Here is a 16,509-nt window from a genome sequence, read left to right as displayed (position 1 = left end):
CGGGACGGTGCTCCTCTCGGCGGGCCGCCGTGCGCGGCTCGGTGCGGCGCGCTTCAGACGCCCAGGTCGACCAGGTGCTCGTAGGCGAGTCCCAGGTCGGTGACGGCCACGGCCAGGTGGGCGAGGGCTGCCCGGGTGTTGGCCGCGGCGCATGGCTCCGACTGGGGGTCGGAGGCGAGGTCACGAAGGATGCGGTAGGCGTGCAGCAGCTCACGGTCGCGGAGCCGGAGGGGACGCCCGAGCAGGTCGGTGTCCGGCTCGCCGGTGAACGCCGCGGCCGGCGGCGCTGTGTGGTCGTCAGCGGACATGGGCCACCTCCAGTGCCGGCCGGTTGTCCACCAGCCGCTTGGCCTTGAGTTCGAAGCGGGGCAGCGAGCCGGGTTCGGCGCGCTCGACGTGGAAACGCAGCCCCTCGTGCGCGTGTGCCAGCTCCCGCGCGATGAGGTCGGCCAGATCGCGCCAGCCGCTCTCGTCCTCGTACGGGGCCAAGGGCTCGACGCGCAGCGTCACTTCGTCCCGGATGCCCTCCCGGTGGATGCGCAGCTGGAACTCCTCGACCCCGCCGGTGCCTCGCACGATCGCCTCGACGGCCCGCATGTAGACGTTGGTGCCGCGGACCACCTTCATGTCGTCGGCCCGGCCCTGCACCCCGCCCTCGTAGAGGTCGAAGACGCGGCCGCAGGGGCAGCGCGTGCCCGGCACCCGGACCACCAGGTCCGCGGTGCGGTACCGCAGGAGGGGCAACGAGGAACGGCCGAAGCTGGTGACGACGCGTTCGCCCAGCTCTCCGAATCCGACGGGCTCTCCGGTGGCGGGGTCGACGACCTCCTCCAGGAGGTGGTCCTCGATGATGTGGGCGCCTCCCGGCTGCTCCGCGCACTCGAACATGAAGATCGTCGAGATCTCGGTCATGCCCGCCGTGTCGAAGGCGCGGGCGCCCCAGGCCTCTTCGATGAGCCGTTTGGTCTCGGGGATGGACCCGGCCGGCTCGCCCGAGAGGATGAGGGTGTGCACCGGCGCGGCGCGCAGGTCGACTCCGAGCTGCTCCGCCTCCTGGGCCATGCGCAGGGCGTACGTCGGCGTCGACGCGACGACGGTGGCCTGGAAGTCGATGATCTGACGGACCCGGTTCTCGGTGCTCTGGGCGCCGCCCGGGACGACCAGCGCGCCGAGCTTCTCCAGACCGTAGTGGAGCCCCCAGAACCCGATGAAGGAGCCGTATCCGAAGGCCACGTACGCGGTGTCGGTGGAGCGGACGCCCGCCCCCCACAGGCCGTAGCACCACATCTCGGCGGCCCAGGACCAGTCCTTACGGCTGTCCAGGGCACGCAGTGGCATCCGGCCGCTGGTGCCGCTGGTGGTGTGCACGCGGATCGCCTGGTCGACGCCGATCGTGCCCAGCGTGCCGTACGGGGCGGCCTCGATCTGCGACGCCTGCCACTCCTCACGAGTGGTGAAGGGCAGGCGCCGGACATCGCTCAAGGTCTCCAGGTTCTCGGGCCGTAGTCCGGCCGCCTCGAACCGCGCGCGGTAGAAGGGACTGCGTTCGGCCGCCCACTGGGCTGTCCGGCGCAGTTTGGCGAGCTGAAGACGCTCCAGCTCTTCGCGAGCCAGAGCCTCTGTGCGAGGGTTCCAGTATCGAGTCATCAATTGGAACGCTAAGACACTCGTTTACTGAACACAAGGGCTCTAAGGGGTCAGGGTTTCATGACAACTGTCCAGTCAGGAGTTCGGGGTCCGGCTGGTGACGCAGGGCGCTTCCGACCTTCAGGACGAGCAGCCCGCCGCCGGACATCACCGCGCCGACCGTGACGAGGGCCCAACGGCTGTCGCCGAACAGGTCGGTCATCCAGCCCATCCAGTAGGAGCCCACGAACCCCGCGACATTGCCCAGGGTGTTGATGACCGCGATCCCGCTCGCGGCGGCGACACCAGCGAGGATCCCCGACGGCAGGGACCAGAAGGCCGGAAAGGCGGCCATGATCCCGATGGAACAGACGCACAGGCCGCCGTAGCCGAGCCAAGGGCTCTGGGTCACCAGGGCGGAGCCGGCCAGCACCACACCGCCGAGGACCATCGGCAGGGCCGTGTAGCCGGGGGTCTGGCCGCCCCGGTCGCATCGCCGGCCCCAGATCACCATGGCGGCCGCGCCCAGTGCGTAGGGCAGGGCGGTGAGCAGCGAGACACGCAGGTCGCTGTGGATGTCCAGGCTCTTCTTGATGATCTGCGGCATCCAGAATCCGAGGCCGTAGAGGCCGAAGGCCAGGGCGAAGTAGACGACCGACAGGCCGAGCACCCGCTTGTCGCCGAGGGATTGCCGGACCGTCATCTCACGGCCGCGCCTGACGGCCGACTCCTCGGCGGCGAGGGTGGAGGTGATCCAGGTGCGCTCGCCGGGCGTGAGCCAGGACGCTGCCGCGGGCCGGTCGGGCAGCAGCCACAGCAGCATGACACCCAGCACGACCGACGGCAGACCTTCGATGACGAAGAGCCACTGCCAGCCCTCCAGGCCGGCCAGGCCGTGCAGTTTGAGCAGCAGCCCGGAGAGCGGACTGCCGAGCGCGGAGGACAACGGTACGGCGATCATGAACTGGGCGGTCACGCGGGCGCGCTGGGCGGCGGGGAACCAGTAGGTCAGATAGAGGATCATGCCGGGGAAGAAGCCGGCTTCCGCGAGGCCCAGCAGCAGGCGCAACAGGTAGAAACTCTTCTCGCCCTGGATGAGCGCCCCGGCGGACGCGACCACCCCCCAGGTCACCATGATCCGGCACATCCAGATCCGGGCGCCGACCTTGTGCAGCATGAGGTTGCTGGGGACCTCGAGTGAGACGTAGCCGAGGAAGAGGAGGCCGGCCCCGAGGCCGTAGGCGCTGGCGGACAGGCCGATGCTCTCGTTCATCGTCAGTGCCGCGACGCTCAGGTTGGTGCGGTCGAGATAGGCGAAGAAATAGCACAGCACCATCACCGGGATGAGCCGCCGCCCGGCCTTCCTGAGTGCGCTCTCACCGACGGCTCTGTTCTCATCCATGCTGCCTCCTCTGGGACGCGGCGTCCCGGCCGCGGCCGAAGTCCCGGAGCAGGCAGATGTGCACGCGCCTCACCGTAGGACGCTTGCGCAAGGAATAGCCGTCACGCCTGCCCGAGTGATCGGCGTAGGCCGCAACATACCAGCCATTCGTCCACCCCTACACCCTCTTGTGTGACACTCATGGTGCCGGCCCGGTCGCCGGGAGGCGGCCCGTGCCCGGAGCTCCTCGCGAGAGCCGGCCTGCTCGGGTCCGGGAACACGGGCGTACGGCGGGACCCCCGGTCAGCCCTTCTGCTCGACCCGCACCCAGTCGATCTCGGCCCGCACTCCGCCGGAGGCGACCTTGTCGACACTGGACTGGGGCAGCCCCCAGTAGGGTGCGGTGACCTTGTTCCAGCCGGCCGGGTAGGCGCCGCCGAGGGCGAGGTTCAGGATGACGTACTGGTGGTGGCCGAAGACCCACTGGCCCCTTGTCGACTCCAGCTTGTTCCGGGTCGTCTCCTGGACCAGGCGGTCGTCCACGAAGAAGCGCAGTGCCGTCGGGGTCCATTCGACCGCGTAGGTGTGCCACTGGTCCGCGGTGCCGCCGCCGGGGTAGGTCTGGCGGGCGCCGATGTTGCCGTCCGCCGAGTAGCCGGGGCCGTGCAGGGCGGTGCTGGTCCAGTCCGGGTAGCCGATGTTCTCCATGATGTCGGTCTCGCCGGAGGCCGGCCAGGACACGGAGGGGTCGTCGACGTCGCTGCCGAGCAGCCAGAAGGCCGGCCAGAACCCGTCGCCGACCGGCAGCCTCATCCGGGCGCTGACCTTGCCGTAGGTGAAGTCGAAGTGGGTGTGGGTGTCGACGCGGCCGGAGGTGAAGTCGTAGGTCCCGCCGCCCGCCCGGGTGCAGCCCTTGCAGTACCCGGCCTTCAGCACCAGGCTGCCGTCGCGGGTGGCGATGGTGTCGGGTGAGTCGACGTACGCCTGGGACTCGCCGTTGACCGGGCCCATCTCGGTGCCGGTGCGCACCACCCGCCACTTGGAGCGGTCCAGGGCGGCGCCGGTGAAGTCGTCGAAGAAGGTGGTGCGGTAGCCGCCCGGCGGGTCGGCCGGGAGCGCCGGGTACGCGGCCGAGGCGCTGCCGCCCGTGCCCCAGACCTGGAACTCGTAGAGCGAGTAGCCGAACTGGGCGGTGGCGGGGGCCGGGTTGTAGAAGGAGCGGCGCTCCTTGCCGAGCATGCGGACGTAGCGGCCCGTCACAGGCGTGGGCAGCCGGACCGAGTCGTGCAGACCGGCCGCGTCGGACGGTGCCTTGACGTCGGCGCGGCGGGCGGCGATCTCGGCGGGCGAGGGTTCGAAGACCGTGCGCCAGGTGCGGTTGTCGTCGGACACCTGGAGGAGGTAGTCGACGGCGTAGGCCGACTCCCAGTAGAGGTCCACCGTGTCGATGGTGGACGGCGCGCCGAGGTCCACCGACACCCAGCGGTCCGCGTTCCAGTCGCTGGACCAGCGGCTGGCGTCGCCCTTGAGGCTCGCCGGCCAGCCGCCGTCGGTGAGGAACGCCGGTGAATGGGCCGCGTCCTGGTAGTAGTTCGCGTACGCCGGGTGGTTCAGGGCGAGGTTGGCGCGGGTGGTGGCGGCCGGGGCCGGTTCGCCGCCGTAGACCTTGAAGTTCCACAGCGAGTAGCCGTAGGGCGTGGCGCGTTCCAGGCCGCGCAGCCGGATGTAGCGGCCGGTGACCTCCTGGGGGTGGGTGTACGCGGTGACCGAGCCGCCGGTGCCGGCGGTCTCGGTGTAGAACGGCGTCCAGTCGGTGCCGTTCCTCGAGACCTCCAGGACGTAGCGCTTGCCGTAGGCGGCCTCCCAGTCGAGGGTGACGCGGTCGACCCGGAGCACGGCGCCGAGGTCGATACGGATCCAGGCGTCGTCGGCGAAATTGCTGGACCAGCGGGTGGCCGCGTCGCCGTCGAAGGCCAGGCCGGGGCCGGTGCCGGCGTTCTCGCTGCCGGAGGCGGTGACGGCGGCCGGGTTCAGTGCGTAGGCGGCGGCCGCCCGGTCGGTGTCCCAGCCGACGGCGGCCGGGGCGGCGACGGCGGGAGCGGGGGCGGCCAGCAGCGGCCCCGAGGACAGCAGGGCGGTGGCGGCGAGGGCGGCGAGCAGGGTTCGGGATCGCATGCGGCTCTCCTTGTGGGGTGGAGGTGCACTCCGTAAGTTTGTCGTGCGCATGACATATGTGGCGGTGCGCCGGTGGACACGGACTCCCCTGCCGTGTCCACCGGCCGTCCGGGCCGGGCTCAGGCGGCCCGGCGCCTCGGAGCGCTCGGCGTATCGGAGCGCTCGGCGGGTCAGGCCGCCCGGCGGGTCAGGCCGCGGTGGGCGCGGACGAGGTCCGCGTACCGGCGGCCGCTGCCCTTGATCGTGCGGACCTGGGTGCGGTAGTCGACGTGGACCAGCCCGAACCGCTTGTCGTAGCCGTACGCCCACTCGAAGTTGTCCAGCAGGGACCAGGCGAAGTAGCCGGCCAGCGGGGCTCCTCGGCGGACGGCGGCGGCGCAGGCCGCGAGGTGGCGCTCCAGGTAGTCCTGGCGTTCGGGGTCCGCCACGCTGCCGTCGGGGCGTACGACGTCCGGGAAGGCGGAGCCGTTCTCGGTGACGTACAGGGTGCGGGCGCCGTACTCCTCGGTGAGCCGGAGCAGCAGAGTCTCGATGCCCGAGGCGTCGATCTCCCAGTCCATGCCGGTGCGCGGGACGCCCTCGCGCCGGACGGAACGGGCGTACGGCGCCGGCCCCCCGGGGTCGTCGGCGACGTACTGCGGGAAGTAGTAGTTCAGGCCGAGCCAGTCGAGCGGGGTCGCGATGTCCGCCAAGTCGGCGTCCTTCAAGGGCAGTTCGACGCCGTAGGTGTCCACCATGTCGGCGGGGAAGCCGCGGCCGTGCACGGGGTCGAGCCACCAGCGGTTGACATGGCCGTCGAGCCGGCGGGCCGCCGCCACGTCCTCGGGGCGGTCGGTGGCCGGGTGCACGGTGGAGAGGTTGTTGACGATCCCGACCCGGGCGCCGGGGGCGGCGGCGCGGACCGCCTGGGTCGCCAGGCCGTGGCCGAGGAGCAGATGGCAGGAGGCGCGGACGGCGGCGGTCAGGTCCGTCCAGCCGGGCGCCATCGTGCCTTCCAGGTGACCGATCCAGGCCGAGCAGGAGGGCTCGTTGAGGGTGGTCCACAGGGTGACCCGGTCACCGAGGCGGCCGGCGACGACGGAGGCGTACTCGGCGAACGCCTGCGCGGTGTCGCGCTCCGGCCAGCCGCCGCGGTCCTGGAGCACCTGGGGCAGGTCCCAGTGGTAGAGGGTGACGGACGGGGTGATGCCCGCCTCCAGCAGCGCGTCCACCAACTCGTCGTAGAAGGCGAGGCCCTTGGCGTTGACCGGGCCGGTGCCGCCGGGGACCACCCGGGGCCAGGCCACGGAGAGCCGGTAGGCGTTGACGCCGAGCCGGCGCATCAGGCCGATGTCCTCGCGCCAACGGTGGTAGTGGTCGCAGGCGACATCGCCGTTGTCGTCGCCTGCGATCTTCCCCGGGGTGTGCGAGAAGGTGTCCCAGATCGAGGGCGAACGGCCGTCCTCGGCCACGGCTCCCTCGATCTGGTACGCCGCGGTGGCCGTGCCCCACAGGAAGTCGGGCGGGAAGGCGGCGAGGTCGATGGATTCGGACACGGAAGTCCCTTCGGGATCAGGGGTGGCGGTCACTTGACGGCGCCCGCCGTCAGGCCCGCGACGAGATAGCGCTGGAGCAGCAGGAACCCGGCCACCACGGGCACGCTGACGACCAGCGAGGCGGCCATGATCTGGTTCCAGTAGACGTCGTTGAGGGTGGAGTAGGCCTGGAGGCCGACGGCGAGGGTGCGGGTGGTGTCGTTGGTCATGACCGACGCGAAGAGCACCTCGCCCCACGCGGTCATGAAGGCGTAGACGGCGACCGCGACGATGCCGGGGCTCGCGGCCGGCACCACGATCCGCAGCAGCGCCTTCAGCGGGCCGCAGCCGTCCACCAGGGCCGCCTCGTCCAGGTCGCGCGGCACCGAGTCGAAGTAGCCGATCAGCATCCAGATGGAGAACGGCAGCGAGAAGGTGAGATAGGTCAGGATCAGCCCGCCGCGCGAGCCGAACAGGGCGATACCGGTGGCGTTGCCGATGTTGACGTAGAGCAGGAACAGCGGGAGCAGGAAGAGGATGCCGGGGAACATCTGCGTCGACAGCACGGTCACCGTGAAGACGCGTTTGCCGCGGAAGTCGTAACGGCTGACGGCGTAGGCCGCGAACACGGCGATGACGACCGAGCAGACGGTCGCCGCGCCCGCCACGATCAGCGAGTTCACGAAGTACCGCGCCAGCGGGACCGTCGACCAGATGTCGATGTACGGACGGACGGTCAGCCCGCTGGGCAGCCAGCGGAACTCGCCGGTGACGTCCGCGAGCGGCTTCAGCGAACTGGAGACCATCACGTACACCGGGACCAGCACGAACCCGGCGAGCAGGGTGAGGAAGATCCGCCGGAACCACAGGAAGGAGCGCGCCGGCGCCATGGGCGAGCGGGTGGATGTCACCGGGACGCGGGCGGGTGCGGCCGGCCGGCCGGCGGGGGTCGCCGGCGTGCGGGTGCTAGACATCGGCGGCCCTCCGTCCGCGCGAGGTGAGCAGCAGGTAGCCGCCCGTGACGACGAGCAGGAAGAGCAGCAGCAGGACGGACATGGCGGATCCGGTGCCGAAGTTCCAGGTGACGAAGGACGACTGGTAGATGTGGACGGAGACGAGGTCGGCGGCCTCGGGCGCGGACTTGCCGAACAGCACGTACGGCGTGTTGAAGTCGTTGAACGTCCACAGGAACAGCACCAGGACGAGGACCTGGTTGACGGGGCGCAGCGAGGGCAGGGTGATGCGGCGGATCCGCTGCCACGTCCCGGCGCCGTCCAGCGCGGCGGCCTCGTACAGCTCCTTGGGGATGTTCTGCAGCCCGGCGGTCACGATGAGGAAGGCGAACGGCCAGCCCTTCCACACCGAGACGGTCAGCAGGGCGTAGAAGCTGTTGTCGCCGATGAGCCAGAAGGAGGGCTTGTCGGTGAGGTGCAGCTGGTCGTGCAGGACGTGGTTCACCAGGCCGTTGTCGTGCTGGAACATGAACACCCAGGTGATGACCGCGGTGTAGACGGGCAGCGCGTACGGCACCAGGAACAGGGCGCGCAGCAGCCCGCGCCCGCGGAAGGTGTCCTGCATGAAGACCGCGGCGGCGGTGCCGATCAGCCAGCACAGGCCGACCGACAGCAGGGTGAAGCCGACGGTGACGAGGAAGGAGTGCAGCAGGGCCTCGCCCACGGGGGCGTCGAAGTCCACCGACACCTGGTAGTTGCCGAGGCCGGACCAGGGGGCGGTGCCCCAGTCGCGGATGTAGAACTGGGTCAGCTCCTTGAAGCTCATCACGACGCCGATGACCATCGGCACCAGGTGGACGAGGAGTTCGAGCAGCAGGGCGGGCAGGAGCAGCAGATACGGCAGCGAGAGGCGGCGCAGCCGTCCGGGACGGCGGGGTGCGCGCGCCGCCACCCCGGACGGGGCCTGGCGCACCGGCTCCTTGAAGGCGGTGGTCGTCATCGTCGGGCTCACGCCGCCGGCATCTGCTGCTGGGCCTTGCGCAGCTTGGCCTCGACCGAACCGGCGGTCACCGGCCGCCCGGCGGCGGCATCGGCGAACAGTTCCTTGACGGCCGTACCGACCGTCGTCTCGAACTGCGACTCGGACGGGACCTGCGGCAGCGCGGCGGCGCTGGTGGCCAGGGTGTTCTTCAGCACGGCGGTGTCCGGGGCGGCGAACGCGGGGTCCGCTTGCGCGGACTTGACCGGCGGGATGGCGCTGTAGGCCTTGTTGAGGATCTTCTGCTCCTCGTCGGACGTCATGAACTTCACGAACTCCTTGGCGCCGTCGAGGTTGTCGGTGTTCTTGAAGACGGCCATGTTGATGCCCATGACCGGCGAGTTGACCTGGGTGCCGGCGCCGGGCGCACCGGAGATCACCGGCACGGGCGCGATGCCGTAGGCGTCCTGGCTCATCCCCTGGGACTTGAGGTTGGCGGAGGCGGTCTGCCACAGCAGCATGGCCTGCTTGCCCTTGGCGAAGTCGCTGACGGACTGGTTCTGCGCGTACTCGGCGTCACCGGCCGGGATGACCTTGTCCTCGGCCATCAGACCGACGTAGCTCTTGACCGCGTCGACCACCTTGGGGTTGGTGAAGTCGGGCTTGCCGTCGGCGGTGAAGAAGTCGGCGCCGTGCTGCTTGGCGAAGACGAAGACGTGGTGGATGTTCTCCGACAGGTTCGAACCCTCGGCGCCCAGCGGGGACTTGCCCTTGGCCTTGATCTTCTTGCCGGCCTCGACCAGTTCGGCCCAGGTGGCCGGGGGCTTGGAGACACCGGCCTCGGCGAAGATCTTCTTGTTGTAGTAGAGGGCGTACGCCATCGAGTACAGCGGGACCGCGGCCGGGTCCTTGCCCTGGGCGCCGGTCGAGCCGAGCGCGGTCTCGGCGAACCGGTCGCGGCCGCCGATCGCGGCGAAGTTCTTCTCGTCCCAGGGCAGCAGGGCGCCGGTCGCCTGGAGGGAGGCGCTCCAGGTGTTGCCGATGTTCAGCACGTCCGGGCCCTGGCCCGACGTGGTGGCGGTCAGGATCCGGTTGAGCAGGTCCGACCAGGGCACGACCTCCAGCTCGACCTTGATCCCGGTCCGCTGCTCGAACTTGTCCAGCTCGGGCCGGAGTACCTTCTTGTCCGCCTCGATGCTGGCCCCCTGGTTGGACGCCCAGTACGTCAGCGTCTTCGGCGAGTCGTTGGACCCGCCCCCGGTGGCCGATCCGCCTCCGCAGGCCGTGGCCGCGAGGGCGAGTGACAGGGTGACGGCGCCTACGGCCGCGGCTCGGATGCTGCGCATGCGTCCCGGTGTCCCTTCGGGGGTTGCACTCATGACTTAATTTAGGACGTGAGTTAATCCTCCGGGAGGGCGATCGTCAAGGGATTCGACAGGTGATCGTCAGGGATCGCGGGCGCGGGGGCCCGGGCCGGGGCGGACGGGCGGGCCTACCGGCCGGGTGAGGCATCGGCACCCGGCGCTATGCCGACACCCAGCCCGCGCGACCAGGGCATCCAGTCCCGGACGCAATGCCGGCACCCGGCCCGGCAGGGTGTCGGCGCCGCCGGACCGGCGTCCGCCGGCCGGTCAGTTCTTGTGCGCTGTTTCCCGCGGGCCGGTCGGCTCTCCCCCGACCCCTGTCGTCGCTCCCTCCGCAACCCCGGCCCGCATGCCGGCCGACGTCCCGCCGGTGCGGCCCAGTTCGGGCAGGACGGTGAGCAGTCCCAGGGCGGCGAGGGCGGCGCCGAGCCAGAGCGGGGCGCGCAGGCTCCACAGGTCGATGGCGACGGCGCCGAGGGACGAGCCGAGGATGACGCCGAGCGTGATGAAGGAGGAGTGGACGGTGTTGACCAGCGGCCCGGCGTTGCCCGCGCGCTGCACCCGGGTGACCATCGCCGGGTTCATGGTGACGCCCACCAGACCGACGCCCAGCATGCAGATCACGGCGGGGGCGGGCACCCCGGCGAAGACCGCGAAGCCGGTCAGGAAGAGCAGGCTGAGCGCCAGGCCGATGGCGAGGACCGGCAGGGTGTACCGGTCGGCGAACCGCCCGACGACCGTGTTCCCGACGACGGTGGCGGCACCGTAGGCGATCAGCAGCAGCGGGACGGTGCCCGCGGAGAAGCCGGTGAGACCGGTGAGGATGGGGTTGAAGTAGCTGAAGGCGGAGAAGGTGGCGCCGATGATCAGCGTGCTGGTGGCCAGCGCCAGCCACAGACGGGGCCGGGCGAAGACACCGGCCTCGGCACGCAGGCCCCCGCTCGGGGCGGCGGCGAGGCGCGGTACGCCGACGGCGGTGGCCGCGGCGGCGGCCAGGGCGAGCGCCGAGACGGCCCAGAAGGCGGCGCGCCAGCCGAACCGTTCGCCGATCAGGGTGGACAGCGGGAGCCCGAGCAGGGTGCCGAGCATCAGCCCGTTCATGGCCACGGCGATGGCCCGTCCCCGGATCTCGGGCCGGGTGAGCCGGGCGCACAGCGAGATGGCGACGCCGAAGAAGGCCTGGGAGGCGACGCCGGTCACGATGCGGGCGACGAGCATGGTGCCGTAGCCTGTCGCGGTGGCGGCGAGTACGTTGCCGGCCAGGAACACGGCGAACAGCACCAGCAGGGCGGTGCGGGGCGGGAGTTTCATCACCGCCACGGTGAGCACCGGGCCGCCGAGGGCCATGGCGGCGGCGAACGCGGTGATGAGATAGCCGATCTGCGGGACGGTGGCATGCAGGCCGGCGGCCATCTGCGGCATCAGGCCGGCGACCGCGAACTCACTGGTCACCATGGCGAAGATGCCGAGCGCCAGGACGTAGACGGCACGGGGCACGGTGGTTACTCCTTCGGGTACGGACCCGCGCTGGATGGCGGGCAGCTCAGTTATGCACTGATCTGTCCAAAACAAGGACATGCGTGGGTCACGACAGGGAATTTTGGATAGATCAGTTCAAAAATAGGTCAGCAACAAGACCCACGACACGCCACGCCCCCACCGAACCAGCGGACGGGGCCCGGCAGCCGGCCGGGGTCAGGCAGTCAGCGCGTCGAGGGCGATCGCGACGATGGCGTCCAGCGTGGCGCGGTCGGCGCCGCCCTGGGCGGAAACACGCAGGCCCGCGATGGTGGCGTTGAGGAACCGGGCCAAGTCGCCCGCGTCCCGGGAGGAGGTGATGCTGCCGTCACGCCGGCCGGCCTCGACGACGGCACGCAGGGCGTCCAGCCGATGGGCCGTGTCACGCTCGAGCATCCCGGCCGCGACGGCGTCGCGTCCGGCGAGTTCGATGGTGGTGTTCACGCCGAGACAGCCCAGACTGCGACCGGTGGGCCGGTTCTCGGCGTCACCGTCGAGCACCCGGGCGAACAGGGCGCGGATCCGGTCGGCACCACTGAGCCCCGGATCCTCCAGCACGGCCAGCTGACCCGCGTTCATGGTGGTCATGTAGCGGTCCAGGACGCGCTGGAACAGGGCGCGCTTGCTCTTGAAGGTGTTGTAGATACTGCTGCGCCCCAGTCCGGTGGCGGCACACAGATCCTCGGTGGAGGTGGCCTCATACCCCTTCCGCCAGAAGGTCCGCATCGCCGCGTCCAGAGCCTGCTCTTCGTCGAACGTCCTCGGTCGGGCCATACCCGGAGCCTACGATTTTGGACCACCCATTGCAATACCGACCCGGCCTCTTGCTCACACGGCGGGTCACCCCACACCCAGACAAACAGAAAGACCCCAGATCGACTGGGGTCTCTGCTTGGAGGCTGATCAAAGTCCCCCCGTCACCACGCCCTGCGGCTCACCGTTGACCGTTACGGCCGGATCAGCCTCCACCGTCCGCAGGGACATGTCGATCGGTGCGGGCCGGGCGTTGGCTGATTCGGCTGCCGAGAGGTGTCGGACGTTGGAGGAGCCGTCGGCGAACGGGCGAACGGTGTGGGCCAAGAGGCGGGTCAGTTCATCGTCGAGGCCGTGCTGCAGTGGGGTGCCGTCAGGACCGAAGGAATCGATCTCGCGCTCGGCGAGCTGCTTGCCGGTGGCCGCGTGGGTGGCGGTGAAGCGCAGGATGCCGCTCTCGTTGTAGCGGAACTTGATCTCGATCTTGTTCCGGCGGATGTCCTGTTCGCGGTTCGGGAGGTCCACCTCGATGTTGGCCAGAGGGAAGGCACGGTCGCTGTCGGCCGGGTAGCCGACCTCGCCCTCGATCACCGGCACACGCACGGAGGAAGCGCCCGGAGTGTCCGGGTAGAAGTTGGCCGAACCCTCCGCCGGGAGGGTGGCGTTGCGCCGGATGATGGCGCGGAAGCCCTTCTGTTCGCCCGCGCTCACGGCCGTGCCCAGGTCGTAGCTGGTCACCAGAGAGAATTCGCTGTCGTCGCCGAGTTCGCCGTCGAGGGAGGCCGCGTAAATGGCTGCGCCGCGGGCGACGGCGGTCATGGGCCGGCACAGGCCGCTGTCGACGACGCGGTCATGGCCGATGAGCTCGCCCAAGGCATGACGCACCTGGGGAATCTGCGAGGTGCCCCCGATCATCAGGACGGAGTCGATGTCGTCCGGGGCAATGGCCAAGTCCTCCAAGGCCTGCTGTACCGCCTCCAGTGCGCGGGTGATGAGCGGGGTGATCACCTCGGTGTACTCGGCCGCGGTGATCCTCACCTCACGCTTCGAGATCGAGGGGGCGAGGCCGACCGGGAGGTCGAAGAAGAGCGCTCCGTCCATCGGCACGGACGACAGGGCGATCTTCGTCAGCTCGACAGACCGGCGCCACCGACGTCGTTCGGCCTTGGTCAGCCGCTCTGCGCTCAGACCGATCTTCTGCTGGATCAGCCGGGCCAGAGCGTTGTCGAACTCCAGGCCCCCGAGAGCGGTGATACCGCGCGAGGTCTGCTCCTCGAAGAGGCCGTCGTCGTATTCGAGGACCGTGACGTCGATGGTGCCCCCGCCCCAGTCGAAGACGAGGAAACGACCTGGGATCGGCACATCCCGGACGTACGAGATCGCGGCCGCGGTGGGCTCGTTGAGCAGGGCCCGGACCCTCACCCCGCCAAGTGCCGCCGCGGCACGGGTACGGTAGCGGGCACCGCCCGTGGCTTTGGCGGGGACGGTGACAACCGCGTCGGAGAGGTCCAGCAGCTGAGCCGAGACGCCTTCCTTCATCCTGCTGAAGAGAGCGGCGGCCGCGACCGTGCTGTGGAACTTCTCCGACCCCACCCAGACGTGGTGTTCCTCGAGCTGGGCGGCGACCTCGAGGCCGTCGGCGTCACCGTCCTTCTCGGCACCGGAGCGGGTGCCGAGCATGCGCTTCACGGCGTCGAGCGGCTCACTGGTACCCGTCTTCGCCTCCCAGCCGAAGCACAGGGTGCGCTGAAGGTCACGGACGGACAGCACGGAGGGGAAGAGCTGCTCGAACTCCGACATCTGCCACTGGGCGGGTACGTTGTCGCCGTCGACCGGCAACACTTCGGTGGTGTGCCCGTTCCAGTGAGCCACCACGGAGTTGCTGGTGCCGAAGTCGATACCGAAGGTCATCGCGTTCCCCTCTGCGTCACACCAAGTCGCTTGAGCGCAGCCGCACGCAGCGCCTGCCGGTAGGTCGGCGTTGCATCGGCGTCCTCCGCGGCGGCAGCGCTCGGCCCGGCGGTTTCCCCAGCAGGAGCTTCCTCCCCGGCAACGGCCCGCAGCCAGCCGCGTTCGACGAGCTTCCCGGACTCCTTGTCGACGTAGGCCGGCGCGACAAGCTCGAAGTCGAACGGGCCCCGCTGCATCACACCGGGAGGCTCCTCCACCACGTTGAACAGCGAGCGATCGCCTGCGTCGTCAACGATCTGCAAACCGGCTCTTGTCGCCTCATGGTGGATACGCGCGAACACTGCTGTCAGCTTCTTCGCCTCCAGGGCGTGCCGGTGCAGGACGGCCAGTTGGGCCAAGTGCATATGGCGCGTCCGGATGCTTTCCAGCACGCCCATGCGGACCGCTTCGGTGAACTGTGGAAGAACCCGACGCATCAGCTCGGCCCGGAAGGCAGCGACCAGATCGGCTTCGGTCTCCTTGCCGGCCAACGCAGCGCCCAGCCTGCCTGTCGCAGTCTCCAGCTCTCTTTCCACCACAGGCAGGAGCGTCTCGTTGACCGTCTTCATGATCCCAGCCGCATCCAAGGTTCCCGGAGCGAACCCCGGGACACCGCTGTCGGCGTTCCTCCAGGGTCTCGTCTCCGCGGCCTTGGCCTCGCCGAGGCTGCGTACGCTCCCGTCCCTCGATGCACGTTCCTGGTGCTGCTTTACGTCGCCACGGGGGCCAGAACCATCGTTGCCTTGACCGGCTCCGTTGCTCATGTGGTGCTGCTCTCTGGGTTTTCAAGGGCTGCGAGGTCTTCGGCAGCCAGGGAAAGGTGTTCTGTCGCCCTGGTGATTATTTCTCGGGCCGCCTCGGTGCGGGACCACGCGCGGTCGCTGTCCGTGGGCGGCTCGGTGAGCCTTGGCAGGGGCTCAGGCGGGAGTTCGAGTCGGTGGCTCGTGCCGACGGGGTCCGCCCAGCGGTGCGGGGCGAGCGGGACGGCGAATCGAGGCACTTCCTGCTGCTGCCGCTCGGCCTTCTCGATCATGTCCTTGGCCCGGTTGATCCGGGCACGGCCGCTGTCGTCGAGCTCCTTCCTCAGGGCTCGCCAGACCTTCTTCCAGTCCACCGCCCCGTCGGGGACACCGAGTACCAGGTAGGGGTTGAGCGGCTGGTCTCGTTCTCCACCGGACCGGTCCCCCAGGAAACCGTGATTCCTCCGCAACGTGGCCATGGTGCCTCCGCCGAGCTGTTCCCACACCGGGGGGCGGCCTTCCACATCCTGTTCCAGGAGCCTGAGGGACTCCGCGATCTCCTGGCCGGCGCGTAGATAGGCCTGGACGTTCTGAGCCTCCCAGCGCACCGGCTGCGAGTGGTGCCGGAGCCGCGCGGCCATGGTGAGCGCGGCTCTCCTGCGTTGTTCCGCCGTCTCCTCGTCCCCGTGAAGGAGGGCACGGTGCATCTGCCGCACGGCCCTGATCAGTGTTCGCACGCCGATCCAGCCGTTGTACCTCTTGTTGGTCGTGCTACGCACGCTGGAGTGGATCCGTTCCAGGAGAACCCACAGACGCTCGTCGGCGAGAAGGTCGTCCGGGGCCTCTCCGGTCCGCCGCACCTCGCGCAGCGCGTCGAGGAGCTTCTGCGTCGGCGGCAGGAGGTCGGTCCATTCCTCGGTGACGGCCCTGGCGTCGCCGGCCTGCAGCCTCACCAACAGGCGCCAGTCCTGCGGCCAGTCACGGCCGGGTTCCGTTCCCGGGCCGGCCTCCCGACGCTCTCGTTCCAGGGGCCAGGCGAGCAGGTCCATCTCCTCGTCGGTGAGTGACGCCGGGTCCAGGCGGGCGCGGAAGTAGGCGGCACGGGAGGTGCCGTCGCACTCGGGGACCGCCCCGATCCACTCCTCGTCGATGTAGTCGTCGAGAAGCGGCCGGGGAAGCTTCGCCAGGAGCGCCCGCTGGCGGGGAGCCGACAGGTCGGTCTCCATGAGGCGACGCTCGTCCTGGTAGATCTGCCACATGCTGCCCGGCTCCCCCAGGAGCGGCAGCGGCTTGTCCGCCAGCAGGGCACGAGCGCGGTCGGCGAACCGGCCGTGCAAGACGTCCAGCCCGTGGTCCTGCGCCATGACAAGCACGGAGACGCCGTCGACCGGGTCGTCCTTCCGGGACGCCGCGTCGACCACGGCCCGGGCCAGCTCCTGGGCGGAGAGCATTGCGGTCTCCGCCTTCGCCGCATCGGGCAGCACCGACGCGGCGAAGGCGCGGGCGCGCTCCCAGGCTTCCCTGCCGGCGAACCCTGCGGGGACCGGCTCGGGCAG

Annotated in this window: 13 protein-coding genes; all 13 read right to left on the bottom strand. The window is 70.0% G+C overall.

Annotated features, from left to right (window positions below):
- Nucleotides 1-53 precede the first annotated feature (53 nt).
- Complete coding sequence (locus IE251_RS16280) at nt 54-308, bottom strand: hypothetical protein (RefSeq protein ID WP_189753663.1); 255 nt, start codon at nt 306-308, stop codon at nt 54-56.
- Nucleotides 298-1,647 (bottom strand): phenylacetate--CoA ligase family protein, encoded by a 1,350-nt coding sequence (locus tag IE251_RS16275; RefSeq protein WP_189753662.1) that lies wholly within the window; start codon nt 1,645-1,647, stop codon nt 298-300. Before IE251_RS16275 ends, IE251_RS16280 begins: the two co-directional genes overlap by 11 nt.
- Nucleotides 1,648-1,705: 58 nt before the next feature.
- A complete protein-coding gene (locus IE251_RS16270; RefSeq protein ID WP_189753661.1) occupies nt 1,706-3,028 on the bottom strand; it encodes an MFS transporter in 1,323 nt (440 codons plus the stop codon).
- A 282-nt stretch (nt 3,029-3,310) separates the two neighbouring features.
- A complete protein-coding gene (locus IE251_RS16265) occupies nt 3,311-5,182 on the bottom strand; it encodes a discoidin domain-containing protein (protein ID WP_189753660.1) in 1,872 nt (623 codons plus the stop codon).
- Nucleotides 5,183-5,352: 170 nt separating this feature from the next.
- A complete protein-coding gene (locus IE251_RS16260) occupies nt 5,353-6,717 on the bottom strand; it encodes a GH1 family beta-glucosidase (protein WP_189753659.1) in 1,365 nt (454 codons plus the stop codon).
- 29 nt (nt 6,718-6,746) lie between these two features.
- Entirely contained in the window at nt 6,747-7,586 is an 840-nt protein-coding gene (locus IE251_RS16255; RefSeq protein WP_189753706.1) for a carbohydrate ABC transporter permease, read from the bottom strand.
- Between the two features lie 76 nt (nt 7,587-7,662).
- Nucleotides 7,663-8,649: a carbohydrate ABC transporter permease gene (locus IE251_RS16250; protein ID WP_189753658.1), complete on the bottom strand. Its 987-nt coding sequence runs from the start codon at nt 8,647-8,649 to the stop codon at nt 7,663-7,665.
- Between the two features lie 8 nt (nt 8,650-8,657).
- Nucleotides 8,658-9,974, bottom strand: coding sequence for an ABC transporter substrate-binding protein (locus IE251_RS16245; protein ID WP_189753657.1), 1,317 nt, complete (start codon nt 9,972-9,974; stop codon nt 8,658-8,660).
- Nucleotides 9,975-10,259: 285 nt separating this feature from the next.
- Nucleotides 10,260-11,489, bottom strand: coding sequence for an MFS transporter (locus tag IE251_RS16240; protein WP_189753656.1), 1,230 nt, complete (start codon nt 11,487-11,489; stop codon nt 10,260-10,262).
- Nucleotides 11,490-11,687: 198 nt separating this feature from the next.
- On the bottom strand, nt 11,688-12,284 hold the full coding sequence (locus IE251_RS16235; protein WP_189753655.1) for a TetR/AcrR family transcriptional regulator: 597 nt from the start codon (nt 12,282-12,284) through the stop codon (nt 11,688-11,690).
- Between the two features lie 129 nt (nt 12,285-12,413).
- Nucleotides 12,414-14,174, bottom strand: a complete 1,761-nt coding sequence (locus IE251_RS16230; protein WP_189753654.1) for an Hsp70 family protein — start codon at nt 14,172-14,174, stop codon at nt 12,414-12,416.
- Nucleotides 14,171-14,782 (bottom strand): hypothetical protein, encoded by a 612-nt coding sequence (locus IE251_RS16225; protein WP_189753653.1) that lies wholly within the window; start codon nt 14,780-14,782, stop codon nt 14,171-14,173. The genes IE251_RS16230 and IE251_RS16225 overlap by 4 nt, the downstream gene beginning before the upstream one ends.
- A 191-nt stretch (nt 14,783-14,973) precedes the next feature.
- Nucleotides 14,974-16,404: a hypothetical protein gene (locus IE251_RS16220; RefSeq protein ID WP_189753652.1), complete on the bottom strand. Its 1,431-nt coding sequence runs from the start codon at nt 16,402-16,404 to the stop codon at nt 14,974-14,976.
- Nucleotides 16,405-16,509 lie beyond the last annotated feature (105 nt).

This window comes from Streptomyces eurythermus (assembly GCF_014649115.1).
Classification (GTDB): Bacteria; Actinomycetota; Actinomycetes; order Streptomycetales; family Streptomycetaceae; genus Streptomyces; species Streptomyces eurythermus.
The sequence above is the reverse complement of the archived record's forward strand: the minus strand, read 5'-3'. Positions and strand labels throughout refer to the sequence as shown.

Coding starts and splice junctions, on each gene's coding strand:
- IE251_RS16235 (WP_189753655.1), bottom strand. CDS start 12,284: ATGGCCCGACCGAGGACGTTCGACGAAGAGCAGGCTCTGGACGCGGCG.
- IE251_RS16255 (WP_189753706.1), bottom strand. CDS start 7,586: ATGGCGCCGGCGCGCTCCTTCCTGTGGTTCCGGCGGATCTTCCTCACC.
- IE251_RS16230 (WP_189753654.1), bottom strand. CDS start 14,174: ATGACCTTCGGTATCGACTTCGGCACCAGCAACTCCGTGGTGGCTCAC.
- IE251_RS16220 (WP_189753652.1), bottom strand. CDS start 16,404: ATGCTCTCCGCCCAGGAGCTGGCCCGGGCCGTGGTCGACGCGGCGTCC.
- IE251_RS16250 (WP_189753658.1), bottom strand. CDS start 8,649: ATGACGACCACCGCCTTCAAGGAGCCGGTGCGCCAGGCCCCGTCCGGG.
- IE251_RS16265 (WP_189753660.1), bottom strand. CDS start 5,182: ATGCGATCCCGAACCCTGCTCGCCGCCCTCGCCGCCACCGCCCTGCTG.
- IE251_RS16245 (WP_189753657.1), bottom strand. CDS start 9,974: ATGCGCAGCATCCGAGCCGCGGCCGTAGGCGCCGTCACCCTGTCACTC.
- IE251_RS16270 (WP_189753661.1), bottom strand. CDS start 3,028: ATGGATGAGAACAGAGCCGTCGGTGAGAGCGCACTCAGGAAGGCCGGG.
- IE251_RS16280 (WP_189753663.1), bottom strand. CDS start 308: ATGTCCGCTGACGACCACACAGCGCCGCCGGCCGCGGCGTTCACCGGC.
- IE251_RS16225 (WP_189753653.1), bottom strand. CDS start 14,782: ATGAAGACGGTCAACGAGACGCTCCTGCCTGTGGTGGAAAGAGAGCTG.
- IE251_RS16275 (WP_189753662.1), bottom strand. CDS start 1,647: ATGACTCGATACTGGAACCCTCGCACAGAGGCTCTGGCTCGCGAAGAG.